Origin of the sequence: Chitinasiproducens palmae, from assembly GCF_900095735.1 — a bacterium.
GTDB lineage: Bacteria > Pseudomonadota > Gammaproteobacteria > Burkholderiales > Burkholderiaceae > Chitinasiproducens > Chitinasiproducens palmae.
In genome coordinates this window covers 204,561-222,220 of the sequence record NZ_FNLO01000008.1, presented here as the reverse complement: position 1 = coordinate 222,220, position 17,660 = coordinate 204,561, and the positions used below count along the sequence as shown (strand labels likewise).

Genomic DNA, 17,660 nt, shown 5'->3' with positions numbered 1-17,660 from the left:
ATTTGCTTGCCGAAACGAATTGCCTTCGGTCGCAGGCTTTATCGGATCAGGACTGGCGCCCCGTCGAATAAGAACATAATTCTAGCAACATTTCTTTGAAAGGGGAAGCAGGAAATGCAGAAATTGCATCGGCGGCCAGCGCCGCTTCCTTCTTTGCACAGGCAAGCGTGTAGTCCAGGCCGCCCGAGTTGCGTACCGCGGCAAAGATCGCGTCGAAGTGCTCGGTGCCGCCTTCGACGATTGCGGCACGGGCCAGTGCCCGCTCGCTTTCGCTGCCGTTGTTGATCAAGTAGATCAGTGGCAGCGTCGGCTTGCCTTCACGCAGGTCGTCGCCCGCGTTCTTGCCCATGGTTTCACTGGAGCCGGTGTAGTCGAGCCAGTCGTCCATTAACTGGAACGCGGTGCCCAGGTGACGACCGTAGGCCGCGGCGGCGGCTTCCAGCGACGGCGACGTGCCGGCGATCACCGCGCCCAACTGTGCCGACGCCTCGAACAGGCGCGCCGTCTTGTAGCGGATCACCTGCGTGTAGCTTTCCTCCGTGACGTCAGGGTCATTGAGGTTCAGCAACTGCAGCACCTCGCCTTCGGAGATCACGTTCACGGCATCGGCGAGGATCTGCATCACCTGCATCTTGCCGACCTCGACCATCATCTGGAACGAGCGGGTGTACAGGAAGTCGCCGACCAGCACGCTTGCCGCGTTGCCGAACAATGCGTTGGCGGTTTCCCGTCCGCGGCGCAGGTCCGATTCGTCGACCACGTCGTCATGCAGCAGCGTGGCCGTGTGGATGAACTCGACCACCGCCGCCAGTTCGAAGCGCACCGCGTCGTCAACTTCCAATGCCCGGGCAACGGCGAGCAGCAGCGCCGGCCGCAGACGCTTGCCACCAGCTCCGATGATGTATTCGGAGATCTGGTTGATCAGCATGACTTCGGACGCAAGTCGCAGGCGGATCACCCGGTCGACCTCGCGCATGTCGTCGGCGATCGGAGCGAGGAGCGAGGCAGCGGTGGAGGTGGTGGCGGCGCTAGTCAAGAAATTCAGCCAAAAGTGAGACGAGAGACGTGCGAGACGTGCTGCGCGGATTATAGAACGAGGCGCCGTGACGCATGCGCGGGCGGCACTGGCGCGCCCGCAAATTATGGCCGAACGCCGGACCGCGGATCGGGAACTTGCAGGGTGGCGTTGGTTGTGCTAGAGTACGCGGTTCCGTGCACTGGTGCGCGGAAACAGAGAACGAGGTTCAGCAATGTACGCGGTCATAAAAACCGGCGGCAAGCAGTATAAAGTCGTCGCTGGCGAAAAATTGAAAGTAGAACAGATACCGGCAGACATTGGCGCTGAAATCACGCTCGACCAAGTACTCGCGGTTGGCGAGGGCGAATCGATCAAGTTCGGTGCGCCGTTGGTGAGTGGGGCTTCCGTCAAGGCGACTGTCATCGCGCACGGCCGGCATGACAAGGTCAAGATTTTCAAAATGCGCCGTCGGAAGCACTATCAGAAGCATCAGGGTCACCGTCAGAACTACACCCAGCTTCGTATCGACGCGATCAACGCGTAATTAAGCGCGAGGAGTTCAGACAATGGCACACAAAAAGGCAGGCGGGTCATCCCGCAACGGGCGCGATTCGGAATCGAAGCGCCTTGGCGTCAAGGTTTACGGCGGCCAGGCGATCAACGCCGGCGGCATCATCATTCGCCAGCGCGGTACGCGCGTGCATCCGGGCGAGAACGTTGGTATCGGCAAGGATCACACGCTGTTCGCGTTGGTCGACGGTCACGTTCAGTTCTCGGTGAAGGGCGCCGCCAAGCGCCAGCTGGTCAGCGTCGTTTCGGCGGCCGCCTGACGGCTGGCGACGCCGGCCCACGCGGTCCGGCGTCGTGACATCCGGCTCAGCCAGGCGCAAGCATGGCGGTCGGGCGCGCGGTTCGCCGCCATCGGTATTCGACACGGCGATGACACCATCGCCGGTCTGACGATGCGGCGTTCGCGCCAAGTATTTTCCCGGCCCCGCAGCATGCTGCGGGGCTTTGTTTTTCCGGCGTCGCGACAAGCGGACGGTAGGTTCACTCATGAAATTCATCGACGAAGCACGCATCGAGGTCATCGCTGGCGACGGCGGCAATGGCAGCGCCTCGTTCCGACGCGAGAAATTCATTCCGTTCGGCGGTCCCGATGGCGGTGACGGCGGACGCGGCGGCAGCGTGTTTGCGCTGGCCGACCGCAATATCAACACCCTGGTCGACTACCGCTTCGCGCGCAAGCACCAGGCGCGGCGTGGCGAAAACGGGCGCGGGGCCGACTGCTATGGCAAGGGCGGCGAAGACATCGTCCTGCGCATGCCGGTTGGTACGATCATCTCGGACATGGAGACTGGCGAAGTCATCGCCGACCTGACCGAGCATGGCCAGCAGGTCACGATCGCGCGCGGCGGCGCGGGCGGTCTGGGCAACCTGCACTTCAAATCGAGCACGAATCGTGCGCCCAAGCAAAAGACCGACGGCAAACCGGGCGAGCGTCGCATGGTCCGGCTCGAGCTGAAGGTGCTGGCCGACGTCGGCCTGCTGGGCATGCCGAACGCGGGGAAATCGACCTTCATTGCCGCGGTTTCGAATGCCCGGCCGAAGATTGCCGATTATCCGTTCACCACGCTGGCGCCGAACCTCGGCGTGGTTCGCGTGGGCGTGGGCCAAAGCTTCGTGATCGCGGACATCCCCGGATTGATCGAAGGGGCGGCCGAGGGCGCCGGGCTGGGCCACCAGTTCCTGCGCCATTTGCAGCGCACCGGCCTGCTGCTGCACATTGTCGACGTGGCGCCGTTCGACGCGGAAGTCGACCCGGTGGCCGAAGCGCGGGCGATTGTCGAGGAACTGCGCAAGTATGACGAAACGCTCTATGCGAAGCCGCGTTGGCTGGTGCTGAACAAGCTCGACATGGTGCCGGCGGAGGAGCGCGAGGCGCGCGTGACCGATTTCGTGAAGCGCTTTGGCTGGACCGGCCCGATATTCCAGATCTCGGCATTGACGCGCGAAGGCTGCGAAACGCTGCTGTATTCGATCCACGAGCATCTGGCGACGACGGGGGCCGCGGCTCAGGCCGATGCCGCCGAATCCCTGGCGGCCGACCCACGTTTCCGTGACGCGCCCGCTACCGCCGACCGCATCGACAGCGCGCCGCGAAGCGAGGGCGAGGGCGAGGGCGAGGGCGAGGGCGCGGCGTAGCCAGGCGCGTGACAGTCGCGCGGATCGACAGGTAGCGGCGGGCGGCCGCCTGGGTACATATCGGGGGAGCGATGGATTCAGTGGTGTCTGCTGGGAAGCGCGTGGTCGTCAAGGTAGGATCGAGTCTCGTCACGAACGACGGGCGCGGTCTGGACGTGGCAGCGATCGACCGCTGGGCGACGCAGATCGCGGCGTTGCGCGAGATGGGCAAGGAAGTGGTGCTGGTCAGTTCCGGCGCCATTGCCGAAGGCATGCAGCGCCTGGGCTGGCAGCAACGGCCGAAGGAAGTGGCGGAATTGCAGGCCGCCGCGGCCGTCGGACAGATGGGACTGGCGCAGGTGTACGAGAGCCAGTTCGCCGAGCACGGCATCCGTACCGCCCAGATCCTGTTGACCCACGCCGACCTCGCCGACCGCGAACGCTACCTGAACGCGCGTTCCACGCTGCTGACGTTGCTGCGTCTCGGCGTGGTCCCGATCATCAACGAGAACGATACGGTGGTCACCGATGAAATCCGTTTCGGGGACAACGATACGTTGGGCGCACTGGTCGCGAACCTGATCGAAGGCGATGCGTTACTGATCCTCACCGATCAATCCGGCCTGTTCACCGCCGATCCTCGCAAGGACCCGTCCGCCACGCTGGTGGCGAATGCGGACGCCGGCGATCCTCGGCTCGAGGCGATGGCGGGCGGCGCCGGCAGCGCATTGGGTCGGGGCGGCATGCTGACAAAGATACTGGCGGCGAAACGGGCGGCCCGCAGCGGCGCGGCGACCGTGATCGCCAGCGGCCGAGAACCGGACGTGCTGGTCCGGCTGGCGCGCGGCGAGGCCATCGGTACCTGCCTGCGCGCGCGAACCGCGCGGGTGGCGGCGCGCAAGCAATGGCTGGCCGATCATCTGCAGGTCAGGGGGCGCGTCACGGTCGACGCCGGCGCGGCGCGGGTGCTGCGCGAGAACGGGCGAAGCCTGCTGCCGATCGGCGTGGTGGCCGTGGACGGCGCGTTTTCCCGCGGCGAAGTGATTGCCTGCGTCGACGAGCGGGGCGCCGAACTGGCGCGCGGACTGACCAATTACGGCAGCAACGAGGCGCGCCAGATCCTGCGCCGGCCGAGCGGCGACATCGAGGCCGTGCTCGGTTACATGCTGGAGCCGGAACTGATCCACCGCGACAATCTGATCGTCACGGCGTGATTGTCACGGCGTGATCCTCGCCGCCTGATCCTCATCGCCCCTCATCGCCCGATCGTTGGGCCCGTCCGCGGGCCATCGCCCGCATCCGGCGCCGGGCCGCCTTCCAATCGGCAGCCGCCGCGCCAGCGTTCCGCCAGCCGGCGGCGCGTGACGCACGCGACGCGTCGGCGTTGTGGCGAAAGCGACTGAGCAAGTGGCCAGGCCGCGCGGCCAGCGGGTCGCTCAGCGGTAGTCGCGATCGGAAATCGTGCGGTTGTAGCGAACGTTGCGGACGATCTGCTGGGCGTTGTCGGCCGGCATCCGGTTGTCGCAGAAGAATGCCGTCGACAGCGCGGCGTGATAGGCGTTCAGGTTGCTCGGCTCGATCTGCAGCCACGGCGTCGATGCGCCGTCCCAGGCGGTTCCGGCTTCGTTGGCGCCGGAATATAGACGCCACTCGCTGCCGGCGCAGTGGATACCTTCGTAGCGGACGTTGCGGGCTCCCGCCGGTGTTTCGATCACGACGACATAGCGGATCACGCCGTCCTTGCCGACCGTCAGCGAACGCGCGTCCAGCGAGTACTTGAAGCGGCTGAGGTTGGAGACCGTGAACGGCAGCAGGTCTTCCTCGCGCGGCAGCGGCGGCAGCGCGCCGATTGCCTGTTCATGCCAGTCGGGCGTACGTTCCAGCAAGGCGTCGAACAAGCCGCCGTTGGTTGCGCTGGTGGAGGCCGGCGCCGGCGGTTCCGCGCGGTCCTGCGCGCTGGCCGTGGCGCATGCAAGGGCCGTGACCAGCAACGCGGCGCCGGTCGGGAACGATAGGAAGCGCTTCAATGCAGGGTTCCTGAGAGGAAAAGAGGGGGAAGGCATCGGGTCGCGTTGCGCGCACCGGCCGCAACGGCTCGACTGCCGTTGCGGACCGGATCCGCTGACGCCCTTCAGCCCAGCAGGGGTTGCTCGGCTTCGTTGCCCGGGTCGCCGATTGTCGAGCCGGGCGGGGTACTCGCGCGAGGCGAGACGATGCGCCGGGAGCGTTGCTGGCGCTTCACGAAGCGTGCGAGTTCGGACAGTGCCAACTGATACACGTCACGCTTGAACTCGATCACCGCATCGAGCGGTACCCAATACTGGCTCCAGCGCCATGCGTCAAACTCCGGATGATCGGTCGCGCGCAAGCTGATGTCGCAGTCCCGACCAACCAGCCGCAATAGAAACCAGATCTGTTTCTGCCCCCTGTAATGTCCGCGGACTTCGCGGCGGATGAAACGGTCCGGCACCTCATAGCGCAGCCAGTCGCGCGTGCGCCCCATGACCTTCACATGCTCCGGTCGCAGGCCTACTTCCTCGTGCAATTCTCGAAACATCGCCTGCAGCGGTGTTTCTCCATACTTGATGCCGCCTTGAGGGAACTGCCAAGAATGTTCACGCAGGCGCTTACCCCAGAAAACCTCATTGCGCGAGTTCAGTAGGATGATGCCGACGTTCGGGCGAAAGCCTTCACGATCCAGCATACAACCACCTTCGAATCCTTTAAAATGGCTTTGATTATAAACAGATAGCGGGCGTCGCGCACCTTTGAGGCACGCGACGCCCTGTTTTTTCGGAACTTCTCCCGCATGAAAGCTTCTCGATTCTTTATCGGCACGCTCAAGGAGGCGCCTGCCGACGCCGAGATCGTCAGTCACCAGCTGATGCTGCGTGCCGGCATGATCCGACGCGTCGCGGGCGGCATCTACGATTACCTGCCGATCGGACTGCGCTCGGTGCGCAAGGTCGAGCGCATCGTGCGGGAGGAAATGGAGCGGGCCGGCGCCATCGAAATCCTGATGCCGGGCGTGCAGCCGGCTGAACTGTGGCAGGAGTCCGGACGTTGGGAGCAGTACGGCCCTGAATTGCTGCGTCTGCGGGACCGGCACCAGCGCGACTTCGTATTGGGCCCGACCCACGAGGAGGTCGTGACCGACATCGCGCGGCGCGAAATCAAGAGCTATCGGCAGTTGCCGGTCAATCTGTTCCAGATCCAGACCAAGTTCCGCGACGAGATCCGGCCCCGCTTCGGCGTGATGCGCGGGCGCGAATTCATCATGAAGGATGCGTACTCGTTCGATCGCGACGTGGCTGGCCTGCAGCGCTCCTACGAAGCGATGTACGAGGCCTATACGCGCATCTTCACGCGACTCGGCCTCGATTTCCGCGCGGTGGCCGCCGACAATGGGTCGATCGGCGGCTCCGGGTCCCACGAATTTCACGTGATCGCCGATACCGGCGAAGACGCGATCGTCTATTGCCCGGATTCGGACTACGCCGCGAACATCGAAGCCGCCGAAGCGTTGGCGCCGGTCGCCCTGCGTGACGCGGGCACCCAGCCGCTCACCCGCGTGCCGACGCCTGGCCGCGCGAAGTGCGAAGCGGTCGCGGAACAGCTTGGCATTGGCCTGGAACACACGATCAAGTCGATCGTGCTCGCGGTGGACGCGCCCGAAGAGCAAGGCGGCGAAGCGCAGATCGTTCTGCTGCTGCTGCGTGGCGATCACTCGCTCAACGAGATCAAGGCATCGAAGGTTGCTGGCCTGTCGGGCTGGCGATTTGCGAGTGAGGCGGAGATCGTCGATCACTTCGGTACGCCGCCGGGCTATCTGGGCCCGATCGGCACCCGGCGCCCGGTGCGCGTGATCGCAGATCGCACGGTTGCGGCAATGAGCGACTTCGTATGCGGCGCGAACGAGGTCGACTACCACCTGAACGGCGTGAACTGGGAGCGGGACCTGCCGGAGGCCGAAGTCGCCGACCTGCGCAATGTGGTCGAAGGCGATCCGTCGCCGGACGGCAAGGGCACGCTGTCGCTGTGCCGTGGGATCGAGGTCGGGCACGTGTTCCAGCTCGGCACCAAGTATTCCGAAGCGATGTCGGCGACCTATCTCGACGAGACCGGCAAGCCGCAGCCGATGCAAATGGGCTGCTATGGGATCGGCGTGACGCGTATCCTCGGCGCGGCCATCGAGCAGAACTACGATGCGCGCGGCATGATCTGGCCGGAATCGATCGCGCCTTTTGAAGTGGTGATCTGCCCGATGGGCTGGGATCGCAGCGAGGCAGTGCGCGAGCAGGCGGGCGCGCTGTACGACGCGCTTCGCGCCGCCGGTGTCGATGTCATCCTCGACGACCGCGGCGAGCGTCCCGGTGTGATGTTCGCGGACTGGGAATTGATCGGCGTGCCGCACCGGCTGGTGGTCGGCGACCGCGGCCTGAAGGAAGGCAAGATCGAGTACCAGGGACGGCGCGACGAACAGGCCAGCCTGTTCGATGTCGGCGTCGCCGCGGACGAGGTGATCGCCCGGATCCGTGCCGCGCTGAACGTTTGATCGGTGGCACGCGCTCGCCCGCGTCCGTCGGCGCGGCGAGCCGGCACGATTGGCGCGGCGTGACTGCACCGACCGATGGAAGGCGGCCTGCGCAAGCGGCTTACAACGATAGCCGCGGTTCGACACACCCGTCGCAGCCGGCGCAGCGGGAACGGTGCGGTCGAGCCGTCAGAGAGAACCTTACATGAGAAAAGAGCCGGCATTGCCGGCTTTTTTTTACGCGACGCGGTCCTGGAACACGTTCTTACGGCCACGAGACCGCAGTACCGTCCGGATTCATGCCGCCGGATTCATGCCGCCGGATTCATGCCGCCTTGCTCGTGCCGCTCTCAGCGCTTCTCGACGCTGCGAATCGTCGGCAGATTGCGCCAATATCCCCTGACGTCCATGCCGCAGCCGAACACATAGCGGTCCGGCACTTCCACGCCGACGAAGTCCGGGCGCAGCGGCTTGGCCGCGCTTTTCGTCTTTTCGCACAGTACCGCCGACAGGCAGCGCCGCGCGCCGAGCGAGACGATCTTGTCGCGAATCGCGGCCATGGTCTCGCCTTCGTCGAGAATGTCGTCTAGCACCAGCACGGTGCGGTCCTTCACCGATTCCCCCGGCGCGACGCGCCATTGCATCTCGCCGCCGTGCAGGCCGGTGCGGTAGCGGGTGAGGTGGATGTAGTCGAATTCCAGCGGAAAGTCGAGCTTGGGAAGCAACAGGCCGGTGAAGACCGCGGCGCCCCCCATCACCGACAGCACGAGCGGGAACTCCTCGCCGATCGATGCGCCGATCGCGCGCGCCATTTCATCGATCGCGGCCGAGACGGTTTCGGCGGAAATCACCTCCTCGGATTGCTGCAACAGGTCGAACGCTTCTTCGCGTGTCATGGTTCGGCTTCAGGACGTGGGTCTGACGTGGTGCGGTATCGTGGAATCGCGGCGCAAGCGCGAGGGCTGGCGCGCTGCGGGGCGCTGAAGCGGCTTGGCCGGGGGCGACGGCTCTGCATGCCGCCCCGGCCAAGCGCCTGGCTCAGCGCATGCCCGGCATCATGCCCCGCATGCCGCGCATCATCTTGCCCAGATTACCGCCTTTGAGCTTTTTCATCATGCCGCGCATCTGTTCGAACTGTGCCAGCATGCGGTTGACGTCCTGCACCTGGACGCCGGCGCCCGCCGCGATGCGTCGCTTGCGGCTGGCCTTGATGAGATCCGGCTTTGCCCGTTCGGTCGGCGTCATCGACTGGATGATCCCTTCCATGCGGCGCAGCTGTTTCTCCGCGCCGCTCATGTCGGCGTTGCCCGCTGCCTGCTGGAACTGCGCGGGCAGCTTGTCGAGCAGCGTCGACAGGCCCCCCATCTTCTTCATCTGGCCCAACTGGGCGCCGAAGTCGTTGAGATCGAAGTCGCCGCCTTTCTTGACCTTGTCCGCCAGCTTCTGCGCGGCCTTCATGTCCACGCCGCGCTGCGCGTCCTCGACCAGCGCCAGGATGTCGCCCATGCCGAGGATCCGGCTTGCCATCCGGTCCGGGTGGAACACCTCCAGGCCGTCGAGCTTTTCGCCGACACCGACGAACTTGATCGGTTTGCCGGTGACGTGCCGGACCGACAACGCGGCGCCGCCGCGCGAGTCGCCGTCGAGCTTGGTCAGCACCACGCCGGTCAGCGGCAGTGCCTCGTTGAACGCCTTGGCGGTGTTGATCGCATCCTGACCGAGCATCGCGTCGACCACGAACAGCGTTTCAGCGGGACGCAGCGCCTGATTCAGGGCGGTGATCTCCTGCATCATCGCCTCGTCGATGCCGAGCCGGCCGGCCGTGTCGACGATCAGCACGTCGTGGAAGTGGCGCTTGGCCCAGTCCACCGCGCCGCGCGCGATGTCGAGCGGCGTCTGGTCCGGCGTGGACGGGAAGAATTCGGCGCCCACCTGTTCGGTGACCGTCTTCAGCTGCGCGATCGCGGCCGGGCGGTAGACGTCGCAGGAGACCGTCAGCACCTTCTTCTTCTGCGTTTCGCGCAGCAGGCGCGCCAGCTTGCCGACGGTGGTGGTCTTGCCGGCGCCTTGCAGGCCGGCCATCAGGATGATCGCCGGCGGCGACACGGACAGGTTCAACGGCGCAGCCTGGCCGTCGTAGTCGCCGCCCATCAGCGCGGTCAGCTCGCGCTGCACCACCGCCACCAGCGCCTGGCCCGGGGTGAGCGAGCCGACGACTTCCTCGCCGAGCGCCTTGTCGCGGATCTTCGCGATGAAGTCGCGCACGACGGGCAGCGCCACGTCGGCCTCGAGCAGGGCCAGCCGGACCTCGCGCAACATGTCCTGCATATTGGCTTCGGTCAGACGGGCTTCGCCGCGCAGCGTCTTGACGACGCGCGCCATGCGTTGAGTAAGATTGTCGAGCATCGGGGGACCGCAGGTGGGGCCGTGGCCGGCGGCGCTCGCGCAGGGATCGCGATCCGTCAGGCCTCGGCGGTGGTGTAGACTTCGAACATGATAATTGTACTGTATGCGCTGACGGCTCTTCTCTATGCCGGCGCGTCGCTTTACGTCTGGCGGCTGCGTGCGCTGGGCGGTACCGCCGCCTCGCTGCTCGCGACGCCCGGCGCGCCGTCGCACGCGTTCGTCGCGCCGCCGATCGTGCGCGGAGCGGTCGCCGTGGCGCTGGCCGCGCACGGCGTGCTGCTGCACGCGACGATCTTCCCGGCCGACAGCATGGTGTTCGGCTTCGCCTATGCACTGTCGGCCATGCTGTGGCTGGGCGTGGGCATCTATTGGGTCGAGAGCCTGTTCTTCCCGCTGGACACGATGGCGCTGCTGCTGTTGCCCGCGGCCTGCGTGGCCAGCCTGCTGCCGGCCCTGTTCGGCGGCGTCCGGGTGCTGTCCTACGCGGCGGATCCGATGTTCAAGGTGCACTTCCTGATCGCCAATCTGGCCTACGGCCTGCTGGCGATCGCGGCACTGCACGCGCTGCTGATGCTGTGGGTCGGGCGTCGCCTGCAGCGACCGGTCGAGCGTAGCGTCGGCGACCGTTGGCTGGGCGGCTGGCTGGCAACGCTGCCGCCGTTGCTGACGATGGAGCGCCTGCTGTTCCGCTTGATCGGCGCGGGTTTCCTGGCGCTGACCGCGACGCTGATTTCCGGGGTCGCGTTCAGCGAGCAGCTGCTCGGCCGGCCGTTCGTGCTTGATCACAAGACCGTCTTCGCGCTGTTGTCATGGCTCATGTTCGGCAGCGTGCTGGTGGGACGGCGACTCCGTGGCTGGCGGGGCAGGGCGGCGCTGCGCTGGGTTCTGGCATCGTTCGTTGCGTTGCTGCTGGCCTACGTCGGCAGCCGCTTCGTCCTCGAGGTACTGCTCCACCGGCCGGTTGTCTGACGCGCCTGCGGCACAGCCGCGCACCGATGCGCGTCACATGCATGCGCGACGATGATCGTCCCCGTTCGCGCCGGAGCACGCGTGAGTCGCGCCCGTTTCCTTGATTCGCTCGTTTACACCGCCTGAAGTGCCGACGCTTCCTTCGCAGCCGATCATCCGATAGCCATCATGCCGCGCCTGCTTCTTCTCCTGGTCCTGATCTTCGCCGCCGTATGGCTATGGAAGCGCTGGCAGCGCGCGCTCGCAGCGGTCCAGGCCACGCGGACCGCTGCGTCCGGCGGCGCCGGGCGCCGGCTGAGCGAGCCGATGGTGGCCTGTGCCGAATGCGGAACGTTCTCGCCGGCGAGCCAGAGTGTCAGTGCGGCCGGGCGGTCGTTCTGCTGCGGCGAGCATGCGGACCGGTTCCTGCAACGGCAGCGCAGCGCGCAGCGATGACCGTGCAGCCCGGGGCCGTGCCGGACGCCTGCGTGGCGTCGGCCGCGGCGGCAAGCGGTGCAACGTCCGGTGCCACTTCCGGTGCCGCTTCCGATGCGAGTGCCGCTGCAACCGCCGCTGCGGCGGCGGACGTGGCGTCGTCCGGCGCGGCGGCGCCCGACGCCGTGGCAGCCGCGACGGCAGTCGAGGCCGCCGACCTGCGGTCCGGTTGGCTGACGGGTATCGCGCACGTCGTCTCGCCGAATGCCGATGCGCGGCCGGCCGGTGCGGTCGCCAGCCTGCTCGTGATCCATAACATCAGCTTGCCGCCGGGGCGGTTCGGCACCGGCGACGTGGCCCGGTTGTTCACGAATACGCTCGATCCGCAGGCGGACCCGTTCTATCCGGCGATCGCCGGCGTGCGCGTCTCCGCGCACTTCCTGATTGCTCGCAGCGGTGACGTGACGCAGTTCGTGCCGACCGAGCAGCGTGCCTGGCATGCCGGCGTCTCGTCATTCGAGGGACGGGAGCGCTGCAACGACTTCTCGATCGGGATCGAACTCGAAGGCACCGACGAGCTGCCGTTCACTGACGCGCAGTATGCGGCGCTGGCGGGGCTGTGCAAGCGCTTGCTCGCCTGCCATCCGATCGACGCCTTGGCCGGCCACAGCGACATTGCGCCGGGACGCAAGACCGACCCCGGTCCCTGTTTCGATTGGCAGCGTCTGCGCGATGCACTGGCGTTGCCGCCGGCTTTCTTCCCCTTCCAGCCGACCCCCGCCGGTCCTGTCTGACGCAACGCGCGCCGCGTTCCGCTCGGCCAGCGGCCCCCCTCGCACACTTGAAAACGTCGGTGCCGTCAAGCCGGCCGGCTCCCTATGTGGCGGCGACACAGCAGCGCCGAATGCCTCTTTCCAGAGCCGTGCAAAAGTGGTGGCGCCCGACGCAATAGGCGCTATACTTTGTGCTTGAGAGGCGCTTCCCCACAAGATGTTGTGCTCAATCATTGAGCAGCCAAATAGTTTCTAGCGCTGTATCAAGCACTTGTGACGCGTTTTTCGCACCATCTTTCGGCTTGTCCGTGACAGCGGACGAGCCTGCGACGCAAGCGCTCCGCCGTATCGCTGATTGGTGCTTCACCGCACCATTCCGAGCAGGCCCGAGACGTATTCAGCAGTAGCCATCCGACGACCGAGCCCGGTCGTCGATCGCATTGACTTCAGGAGTTCTTCACTATGCAAACGACCGAGAATGTGACGACATCGCGTTCCGAAGGCGCGCGCGCAGGCCTGCCCGGCAGCGGCGCGGCGGACGAGGCGCCGGCCGCGGCGTCGTACCCGCAGCACAAGGTGATCCGCCGCAACGGATCGGTGGTGTCGTTCGAGCCTGCCAAGATCGCCATCGCGGTCACCAAGGCCTTTCTCGCTGTCAACGGTGGTCAGGGCGCAGCTTCCGCGCGTGTGCGCGAGCTGGTCGACCAACTGACCCAGAGCGTAGTCCGGGCGCTGCTGCGCAGCCGGCCGAATGGCGGCACCTTCCATATCGAAGACATCCAGGATCAGGTCGAACTGGCGCTGATGCGCGCCGGCGAGCACAACGTCGCGCGGGCCTACGTGCTCTACCGTGAAAAGCGGGCGCAGGAGCGTGCCAACCAACCGGCGCCGGCCACCCAGGGGCCGACGCTGAACGTGGTCGACGGCGGCGTGACCCGGCCGCTCGACATGGCCGCGCTCACGCACGTAATCGAGTCCGCGTGTGCGGATCTTGGCGAAGCGGTGTCGGCCGAGCCGATCCTCAAGGAAACGCTGAAGAACCTGTACGACGGCGTGCCGATGGCGCAGGTCTACGAGTCGGCCATCCTGGCTTCGCGGACCCGCATCGAACGCGATCCGGCCTATTCCCAGGTCACCGCACGGCTGCTGCTGCACACGATCCGCCACGAAGTGCTGGGCGAGGAAGTGAAGCAGGAGTCGATGGGCGAGCGTTACCTCGACTATTTCCCGCAATTCCTGAAGCGTGGCGTCGACGCCGAACTGCTCGACGAGCGCCTGCTGCAATTCGACCTGCCGCGTCTGGCGGCCGCGCTCGACGCGAGCCGCGACCTGCAGTTCGGCTATCTCGGTCTGCAAACCCTGTACGACCGCTACTTCCTGCACGTCGATCAGGTCCGCATCGAACTGCCGCAGGCGTTCTTCATGCGCGTCGCGATGGGCCTCGCGCTGCAGGAAGTCGACCGCGAGACGCGGGCGATCGAGTTCTACAATGTGCTGTCGCGCTTCGACTTCATGAGCTCGACGCCGACGCTGTTCAACTCGGGTACGCGTCGCTCGCAGCTGTCGTCGTGCTATCTGACCACCGTGTCGGACGACCTCGACGGCATCTACGAGGCGCTGAAGGACAATGCGCTGCTGTCGAAGTTCGCCGGCGGCCTGGGCAACGACTGGACCCGCGTGCGCGCACTGGGCTCGCACATCAAGGGCACCAACGGCAAGTCGCAGGGCGTGGTGCCGTTCCTGAAAGTGGTCAACGACACCGCCGTGGCGGTCAACCAGGGCGGCAAGCGCAAGGGCGCGGTGTGCGCCTATCTCGAAACGTGGCACCTCGACATCGAGGAGTTCCTGGAGCTGCGCAAGAACACCGGCGACGACCGTCGCCGCACGCACGACATGAACACGGCCAACTGGGTGCCCGACCTGTTCATGAAGCGGGTCATGGAAGCCGGCGAGTGGACCCTGTTCTCGCCCTCGACCTGCCCGGATCTGCACGACAAGTTCGGCAGCGAATTCGAGGCCGCTTACCTTGGCTACGAAGCGCGCGTCGCGCGCGGCGAGATCAAGCTGTTCCGCAAGATCCCGGCCCTGCAACTGTGGCGCAAGATGCTCGGCATGCTGTTCGAGACCGGCCACCCGTGGATCACGTTCAAGGATCCGTGCAACGTGCGCTCGCCGCAGCAGCACGCCGGTGTCGTGCATTCGTCGAACCTGTGCACGGAAATCACGCTGAACACCAGCGAGTCCGAGATCGCCGTCTGCAACCTCGGCTCGGTCAACCTCGTCGCCCACCTGAAGGCGGTCGACGGCGGTTACGAACTCGACCACGCGAAGCTGGAGCGCACGGTGCGCACCGCGATGCGGATGCTCGACAACGTGGTCGACATCAACTACTACGCGGTCAACAAGGCGCGTAACTCGAACCTGAGGCATCGTCCGGTCGGCCTCGGCATCATGGGCTTCCAGGACTGCCTGCACACGCTGCGCGTCCCGTACGCGTCCGACGAGGCGGTCGCGTTCGCGGACCGCTCGATGGAAGCCGTCTGCTACTACGCGTACTACGCGTCGACGGAACTCGCCGAGGAGCGCGGCCGCTATGCGAGCTACCGCGGTTCGCTGTGGGACCGGGGCATCCTGCCGCAGGATTCGATCGACCTGCTGGCGCAGGCGCGTGGCGGCTATCTGGAAGTCGACCGCTCGTCGGCAATGGACTGGAGCGCGCTGCGCGAGCGTATCGCGGAGCACGGCATGCGCAATTCGAACTGCGTGGCGATCGCACCGACGGCCACCATCTCGAACATCATCGGCGTGTCCGCCTGTATCGAGCCGACGTTCCAGAACCTGTTCGTGAAGTCGAACCTGTCGGGCGAATTCACCGTGGTCAACGAACATCTGGTGCGTGACCTGAAGGCGCGCGGCATGTGGGACGAGGTGATGATCTCGGACCTGAAGTATTTCGACGGCACGGTGTCGCGCATCGACCGCATTCCGTCCGATCTGCGCGCCCTGTATGCGACCGCCTTCGAGATCGACGCGAAGTGGCTGGTCGAGGCGGCGTCGCGTCGCCAGAAGTGGATCGACCAGTCGCAGTCGCTGAACATCTACATGGCGGGCGCGTCGGGCAAGAAGCTCGACGAGGTCTACAAGTTCGCCTGGCTGCGCGGCCTGAAGACCACGTACTACCTGCGCACGATGGCCGCCACGCACGTCGAGAAATCGACGGTCGCGCACGGCGCACTGAACGCGGTGCCGACCGGCGATGCGTCGTCGTCGGTGGCCGCCGCGCCGGCAGTCGCCGCGGATGCCGTCGAGGCGTCCGGTCCGGTGTGCATGATGCGGCCGGGCGACCCCGGCTTCGAGGAATGCGAAGCCTGCCAGTAAGACAGGTGCCGGCACGCCACACGGCGTGCCGACGCCGACGGTCGCGGCACGCAGCGCGCGCCGCGACCGCCAGACAGTGACCGCGCGACGTCAACGGTCACGCCGGCACGAGCAACGTGCCGCCCCTGCTCGCGCCGCCGCGGACGTTGCCGATGCGATCCATGCCGCGTCGATCTTGGACGCGATGCGCGCCGGCGAATGCGCCGGCAGGTGGGCCGGTAAGTGGGCCGGAATGGCGGACGCGAATGCGTGCAAGGGCGGGCTCGCCGGTCCGTGGCTTCTGCGCCGGGCCCATGCCGCCGCTGCCGCCGACAATACGTCGCAGAACGCTGCTTTTTGCCTGAACCGCTCTTTTGCGGCCTGACAAAAAGTGGTACAACCCGAACTAATTTGATGGTGAACACACATGCTCAACTGGGATGAAGAAAGCGCCGCCGCGCGATCCGCATCGAACGCTGCCGGCGCCGCTGCGCCCGCGCGCGACATGAGCCCCCGCCAGGTCTTCGCGAACGATATCGCGATGCCGCCCGCCGGCGCGCACGGCGCCGCCAGCGAAGGCCGCGTGAACGTCGCCGACAAGCGCATCATCAACGGCAAGACCGACGTCAACCAGCTGGTGCCGTTCAAGTACAAGTGGGCCTGGGAGAAGTATCTGGCCGGCTGCGCGAACCACTGGATGCCGCAGGAAATCAACATGTCGCGCGATATCGCGCTGTGGAAGGACCCGAATGGTCTGACCGAGGACGAGCGCCGCATCGTGCGCCGCAATCTCGGCTTCTTCACCACCGCCGATTCCCTGGCCGCGAACAACATCGTGCTGGGCACCTACCGCCACATCACGGCGCCGGAATGCCGGCAGTTCCTGCTGCGCCAGGCGTTCGAGGAAGCGATCCATACGCACGCCTACCAGTACATCGTGGAGTCGCTCGGTCTGGACGAGAGCGAGATCTTCAACGCGTACAACGAGATCGATTCGATTCGTGCGAAGGATCAGTTCCTGATCCCGTTCATCGACACGCTGACCGATCCGGGATTCCAGACCGGCACGCTGGAGACCGATCAGCAACTGTTGAAGTCGCTGATCGTCTTCGCCTGCGTGATGGAAGGTTTGTTCTTCTATGTAGGTTTTACGCAGATCCTTGCCCTGGGTCGTCAGAACAAGATGACGGGTGCCGCCGAGCAGTACCAGTACATCCTGCGCGACGAGTCGATGCACTGCAATTTCGGTATCGACTTGATCAACCAGATCAAGCTCGAGGAACCGCAACTGTGGACGCCGGCGTTCCGCGAGGAGATTCGCGAGCTGTTCAAGAAGGCCGTCGATCTCGAATACCGCTATGCGGAAGACACGATGCCGCGCGGCGTGCTGGGTCTGAACGCGTCGATGTTCAAGAGCTATCTGCGTTTCATCTGCAATCGCCGTTGCCAGCAGATCGGTCTCGAGACGCTGTTCCCGAATGAAGAGAATCCGTTCCCGTGGATGAGCGAGATGATCGACTTGAAGAAGGAGCGCAACTTCTTCGAGACGCGTGTCATCGAATACCAGACCGGCGGCGCACTCAACTGGGAATAACACTTGCTTTTGGGTCTCGGATAAGGATGGCGCATGCCGTCAATCGACCAACTGCCCGACTGTGATAGCCACCCGGCAATGCACGATGCATCTCGCGGCTGCAATGCCGCTCTCGACGAAGCACGGCGCCGGCGCGATGCCGCGCCTGCGGCGCGGCGCGCGCGCCCCGTTCGAGATGCCGCGTATTTCGGTCCCGCATCGTCTCGCCGGAGCCGCGCACGCGCGGTGCCTGGCGGCATCGAGAGCGATCGACACACGAATTCGAGCAACGCACCGGTGCCATGCGTGGTCCGGTGCGTTGCTCGTTTCCCCGACACCAAAGCTGTCAGCCCCGTCCGCGACTGCGCGGCGTGGCGGTGCCGGACGCACGGCCGGGTGAACGCCCGGTGCACGCAGCACAGTGTTTCTCGC

At 65.7% G+C, this 17,660-nt stretch carries 14 protein-coding genes and 1 pseudogene; 10 read left to right on the top strand and 5 right to left on the bottom strand.

The annotated features are described in order from the left end of the window. Positions 1 to 46 precede the first annotated feature (46 nt). Positions 47 to 1,036, bottom strand: coding sequence for a polyprenyl synthetase family protein (locus BLU54_RS14525; protein WP_091909778.1), 990 nt, complete (start codon positions 1,034 to 1,036; stop codon positions 47 to 49). A 214-nt stretch (positions 1,037 to 1,250) separates the two neighbouring features. Between BLU54_RS14525 and rplU the strand changes: the two genes are divergently transcribed. The 4 genes from rplU to proB all read left to right on the top strand — a co-directional run bounded on the left by rplU (position 1,251) and on the right by proB (position 4,416). After that, a complete protein-coding gene (gene rplU / locus BLU54_RS14520; RefSeq protein ID WP_091909775.1) occupies positions 1,251 to 1,562 on the top strand; it encodes a 50S ribosomal protein L21 in 312 nt (103 codons plus the stop codon). A gap of 22 nt (positions 1,563 to 1,584) precedes the next feature. Further along, positions 1,585 to 1,848 (top strand): 50S ribosomal protein L27, encoded by a 264-nt coding sequence (gene rpmA, locus BLU54_RS14515; protein WP_091909772.1) that lies wholly within the window; start codon positions 1,585 to 1,587, stop codon positions 1,846 to 1,848. Positions 1,849 to 2,074: 226 nt separating this feature from the next. Continuing rightward, the gene (gene cgtA, locus BLU54_RS14510; RefSeq protein ID WP_091909769.1) at positions 2,075 to 3,223 is read left to right on the top strand and encodes an Obg family GTPase CgtA; all 1,149 of its coding nucleotides are present in this window, start codon (positions 2,075 to 2,077) and stop codon (positions 3,221 to 3,223) included. 71 nt (positions 3,224 to 3,294) lie between these two features. Further along, complete coding sequence (gene proB, locus BLU54_RS14505) at positions 3,295 to 4,416, top strand: glutamate 5-kinase (RefSeq protein ID WP_091909766.1); 1,122 nt, start codon at positions 3,295 to 3,297, stop codon at positions 4,414 to 4,416. A 222-nt stretch (positions 4,417 to 4,638) separates the two neighbouring features. Here proB and BLU54_RS14500 read toward each other — a convergent pair whose 3' ends face one another. Together BLU54_RS14500 and BLU54_RS14495 are read right to left on the bottom strand one after the other, a co-directional pair. Next, on the bottom strand, positions 4,639 to 5,229 hold the full coding sequence (locus BLU54_RS14500) for a CNP1-like family protein (protein ID WP_170845156.1): 591 nt from the start codon (positions 5,227 to 5,229) through the stop codon (positions 4,639 to 4,641). 158 nt (positions 5,230 to 5,387) lie between these two features. Next, positions 5,388 to 5,906 (bottom strand): annotated as a pseudogene (locus BLU54_RS14495) (RNA pyrophosphohydrolase); the annotation flags it as partial. Between the two features lie 105 nt (positions 5,907 to 6,011). Here BLU54_RS14495 and BLU54_RS14490 point away from each other — a divergent pair. Beyond that, positions 6,012 to 7,757 carry a proline--tRNA ligase gene (locus BLU54_RS14490; RefSeq protein WP_091909757.1) on the top strand — a complete coding sequence of 582 codons (1,746 nt, stop codon included), beginning with the start codon at positions 6,012 to 6,014 and terminating at the stop codon, positions 7,755 to 7,757. Between the two features lie 329 nt (positions 7,758 to 8,086). Here BLU54_RS14490 and BLU54_RS14485 read toward each other — a convergent pair whose 3' ends face one another. Beyond that, entirely contained in the window at positions 8,087 to 8,632 is a 546-nt protein-coding gene (locus BLU54_RS14485; protein WP_091909755.1) for a hypoxanthine-guanine phosphoribosyltransferase, read from the bottom strand. Between the two features lie 142 nt (positions 8,633 to 8,774). Then, a complete protein-coding gene (gene ffh / locus BLU54_RS14480) occupies positions 8,775 to 10,142 on the bottom strand; it encodes a signal recognition particle protein (RefSeq protein ID WP_091909752.1) in 1,368 nt (455 codons plus the stop codon). 87 nt (positions 10,143 to 10,229) lie between these two features. Here ffh and BLU54_RS14475 point away from each other — a divergent pair, with 87 nt between their 5' ends. The 5 genes from BLU54_RS14475 to BLU54_RS14450 all read left to right on the top strand — a co-directional run bounded on the left by BLU54_RS14475 (position 10,230) and on the right by BLU54_RS14450 (position 17,249). Continuing rightward, positions 10,230 to 11,111 carry a cytochrome C assembly family protein gene (locus BLU54_RS14475; RefSeq protein ID WP_091909749.1) on the top strand — a complete coding sequence of 294 codons (882 nt, stop codon included), beginning with the start codon at positions 10,230 to 10,232 and terminating at the stop codon, positions 11,109 to 11,111. Between the two features lie 168 nt (positions 11,112 to 11,279). After that, positions 11,280 to 11,546, top strand: coding sequence for a PP0621 family protein (locus tag BLU54_RS14470; RefSeq protein WP_091909744.1), 267 nt, complete (start codon positions 11,280 to 11,282; stop codon positions 11,544 to 11,546). Positions 11,547 to 11,710: 164 nt separating this feature from the next. Further along, the gene (gene ampD / locus BLU54_RS14465; RefSeq protein ID WP_407919426.1) at positions 11,711 to 12,319 is read left to right on the top strand and encodes a 1,6-anhydro-N-acetylmuramyl-L-alanine amidase AmpD; all 609 of its coding nucleotides are present in this window, start codon (positions 11,711 to 11,713) and stop codon (positions 12,317 to 12,319) included. A 441-nt stretch (positions 12,320 to 12,760) separates the two neighbouring features. Next, positions 12,761 to 15,676: a ribonucleoside-diphosphate reductase subunit alpha gene (locus tag BLU54_RS14460; protein WP_091909739.1), complete on the top strand. Its 2,916-nt coding sequence runs from the start codon at positions 12,761 to 12,763 to the stop codon at positions 15,674 to 15,676. A 406-nt stretch (positions 15,677 to 16,082) separates the two neighbouring features. Continuing rightward, on the top strand, positions 16,083 to 17,249 hold the full coding sequence (locus BLU54_RS14450; RefSeq protein WP_091909733.1) for a ribonucleotide-diphosphate reductase subunit beta: 1,167 nt from the start codon (positions 16,083 to 16,085) through the stop codon (positions 17,247 to 17,249). Positions 17,250 to 17,660: the final 411 nt, after the last annotated feature.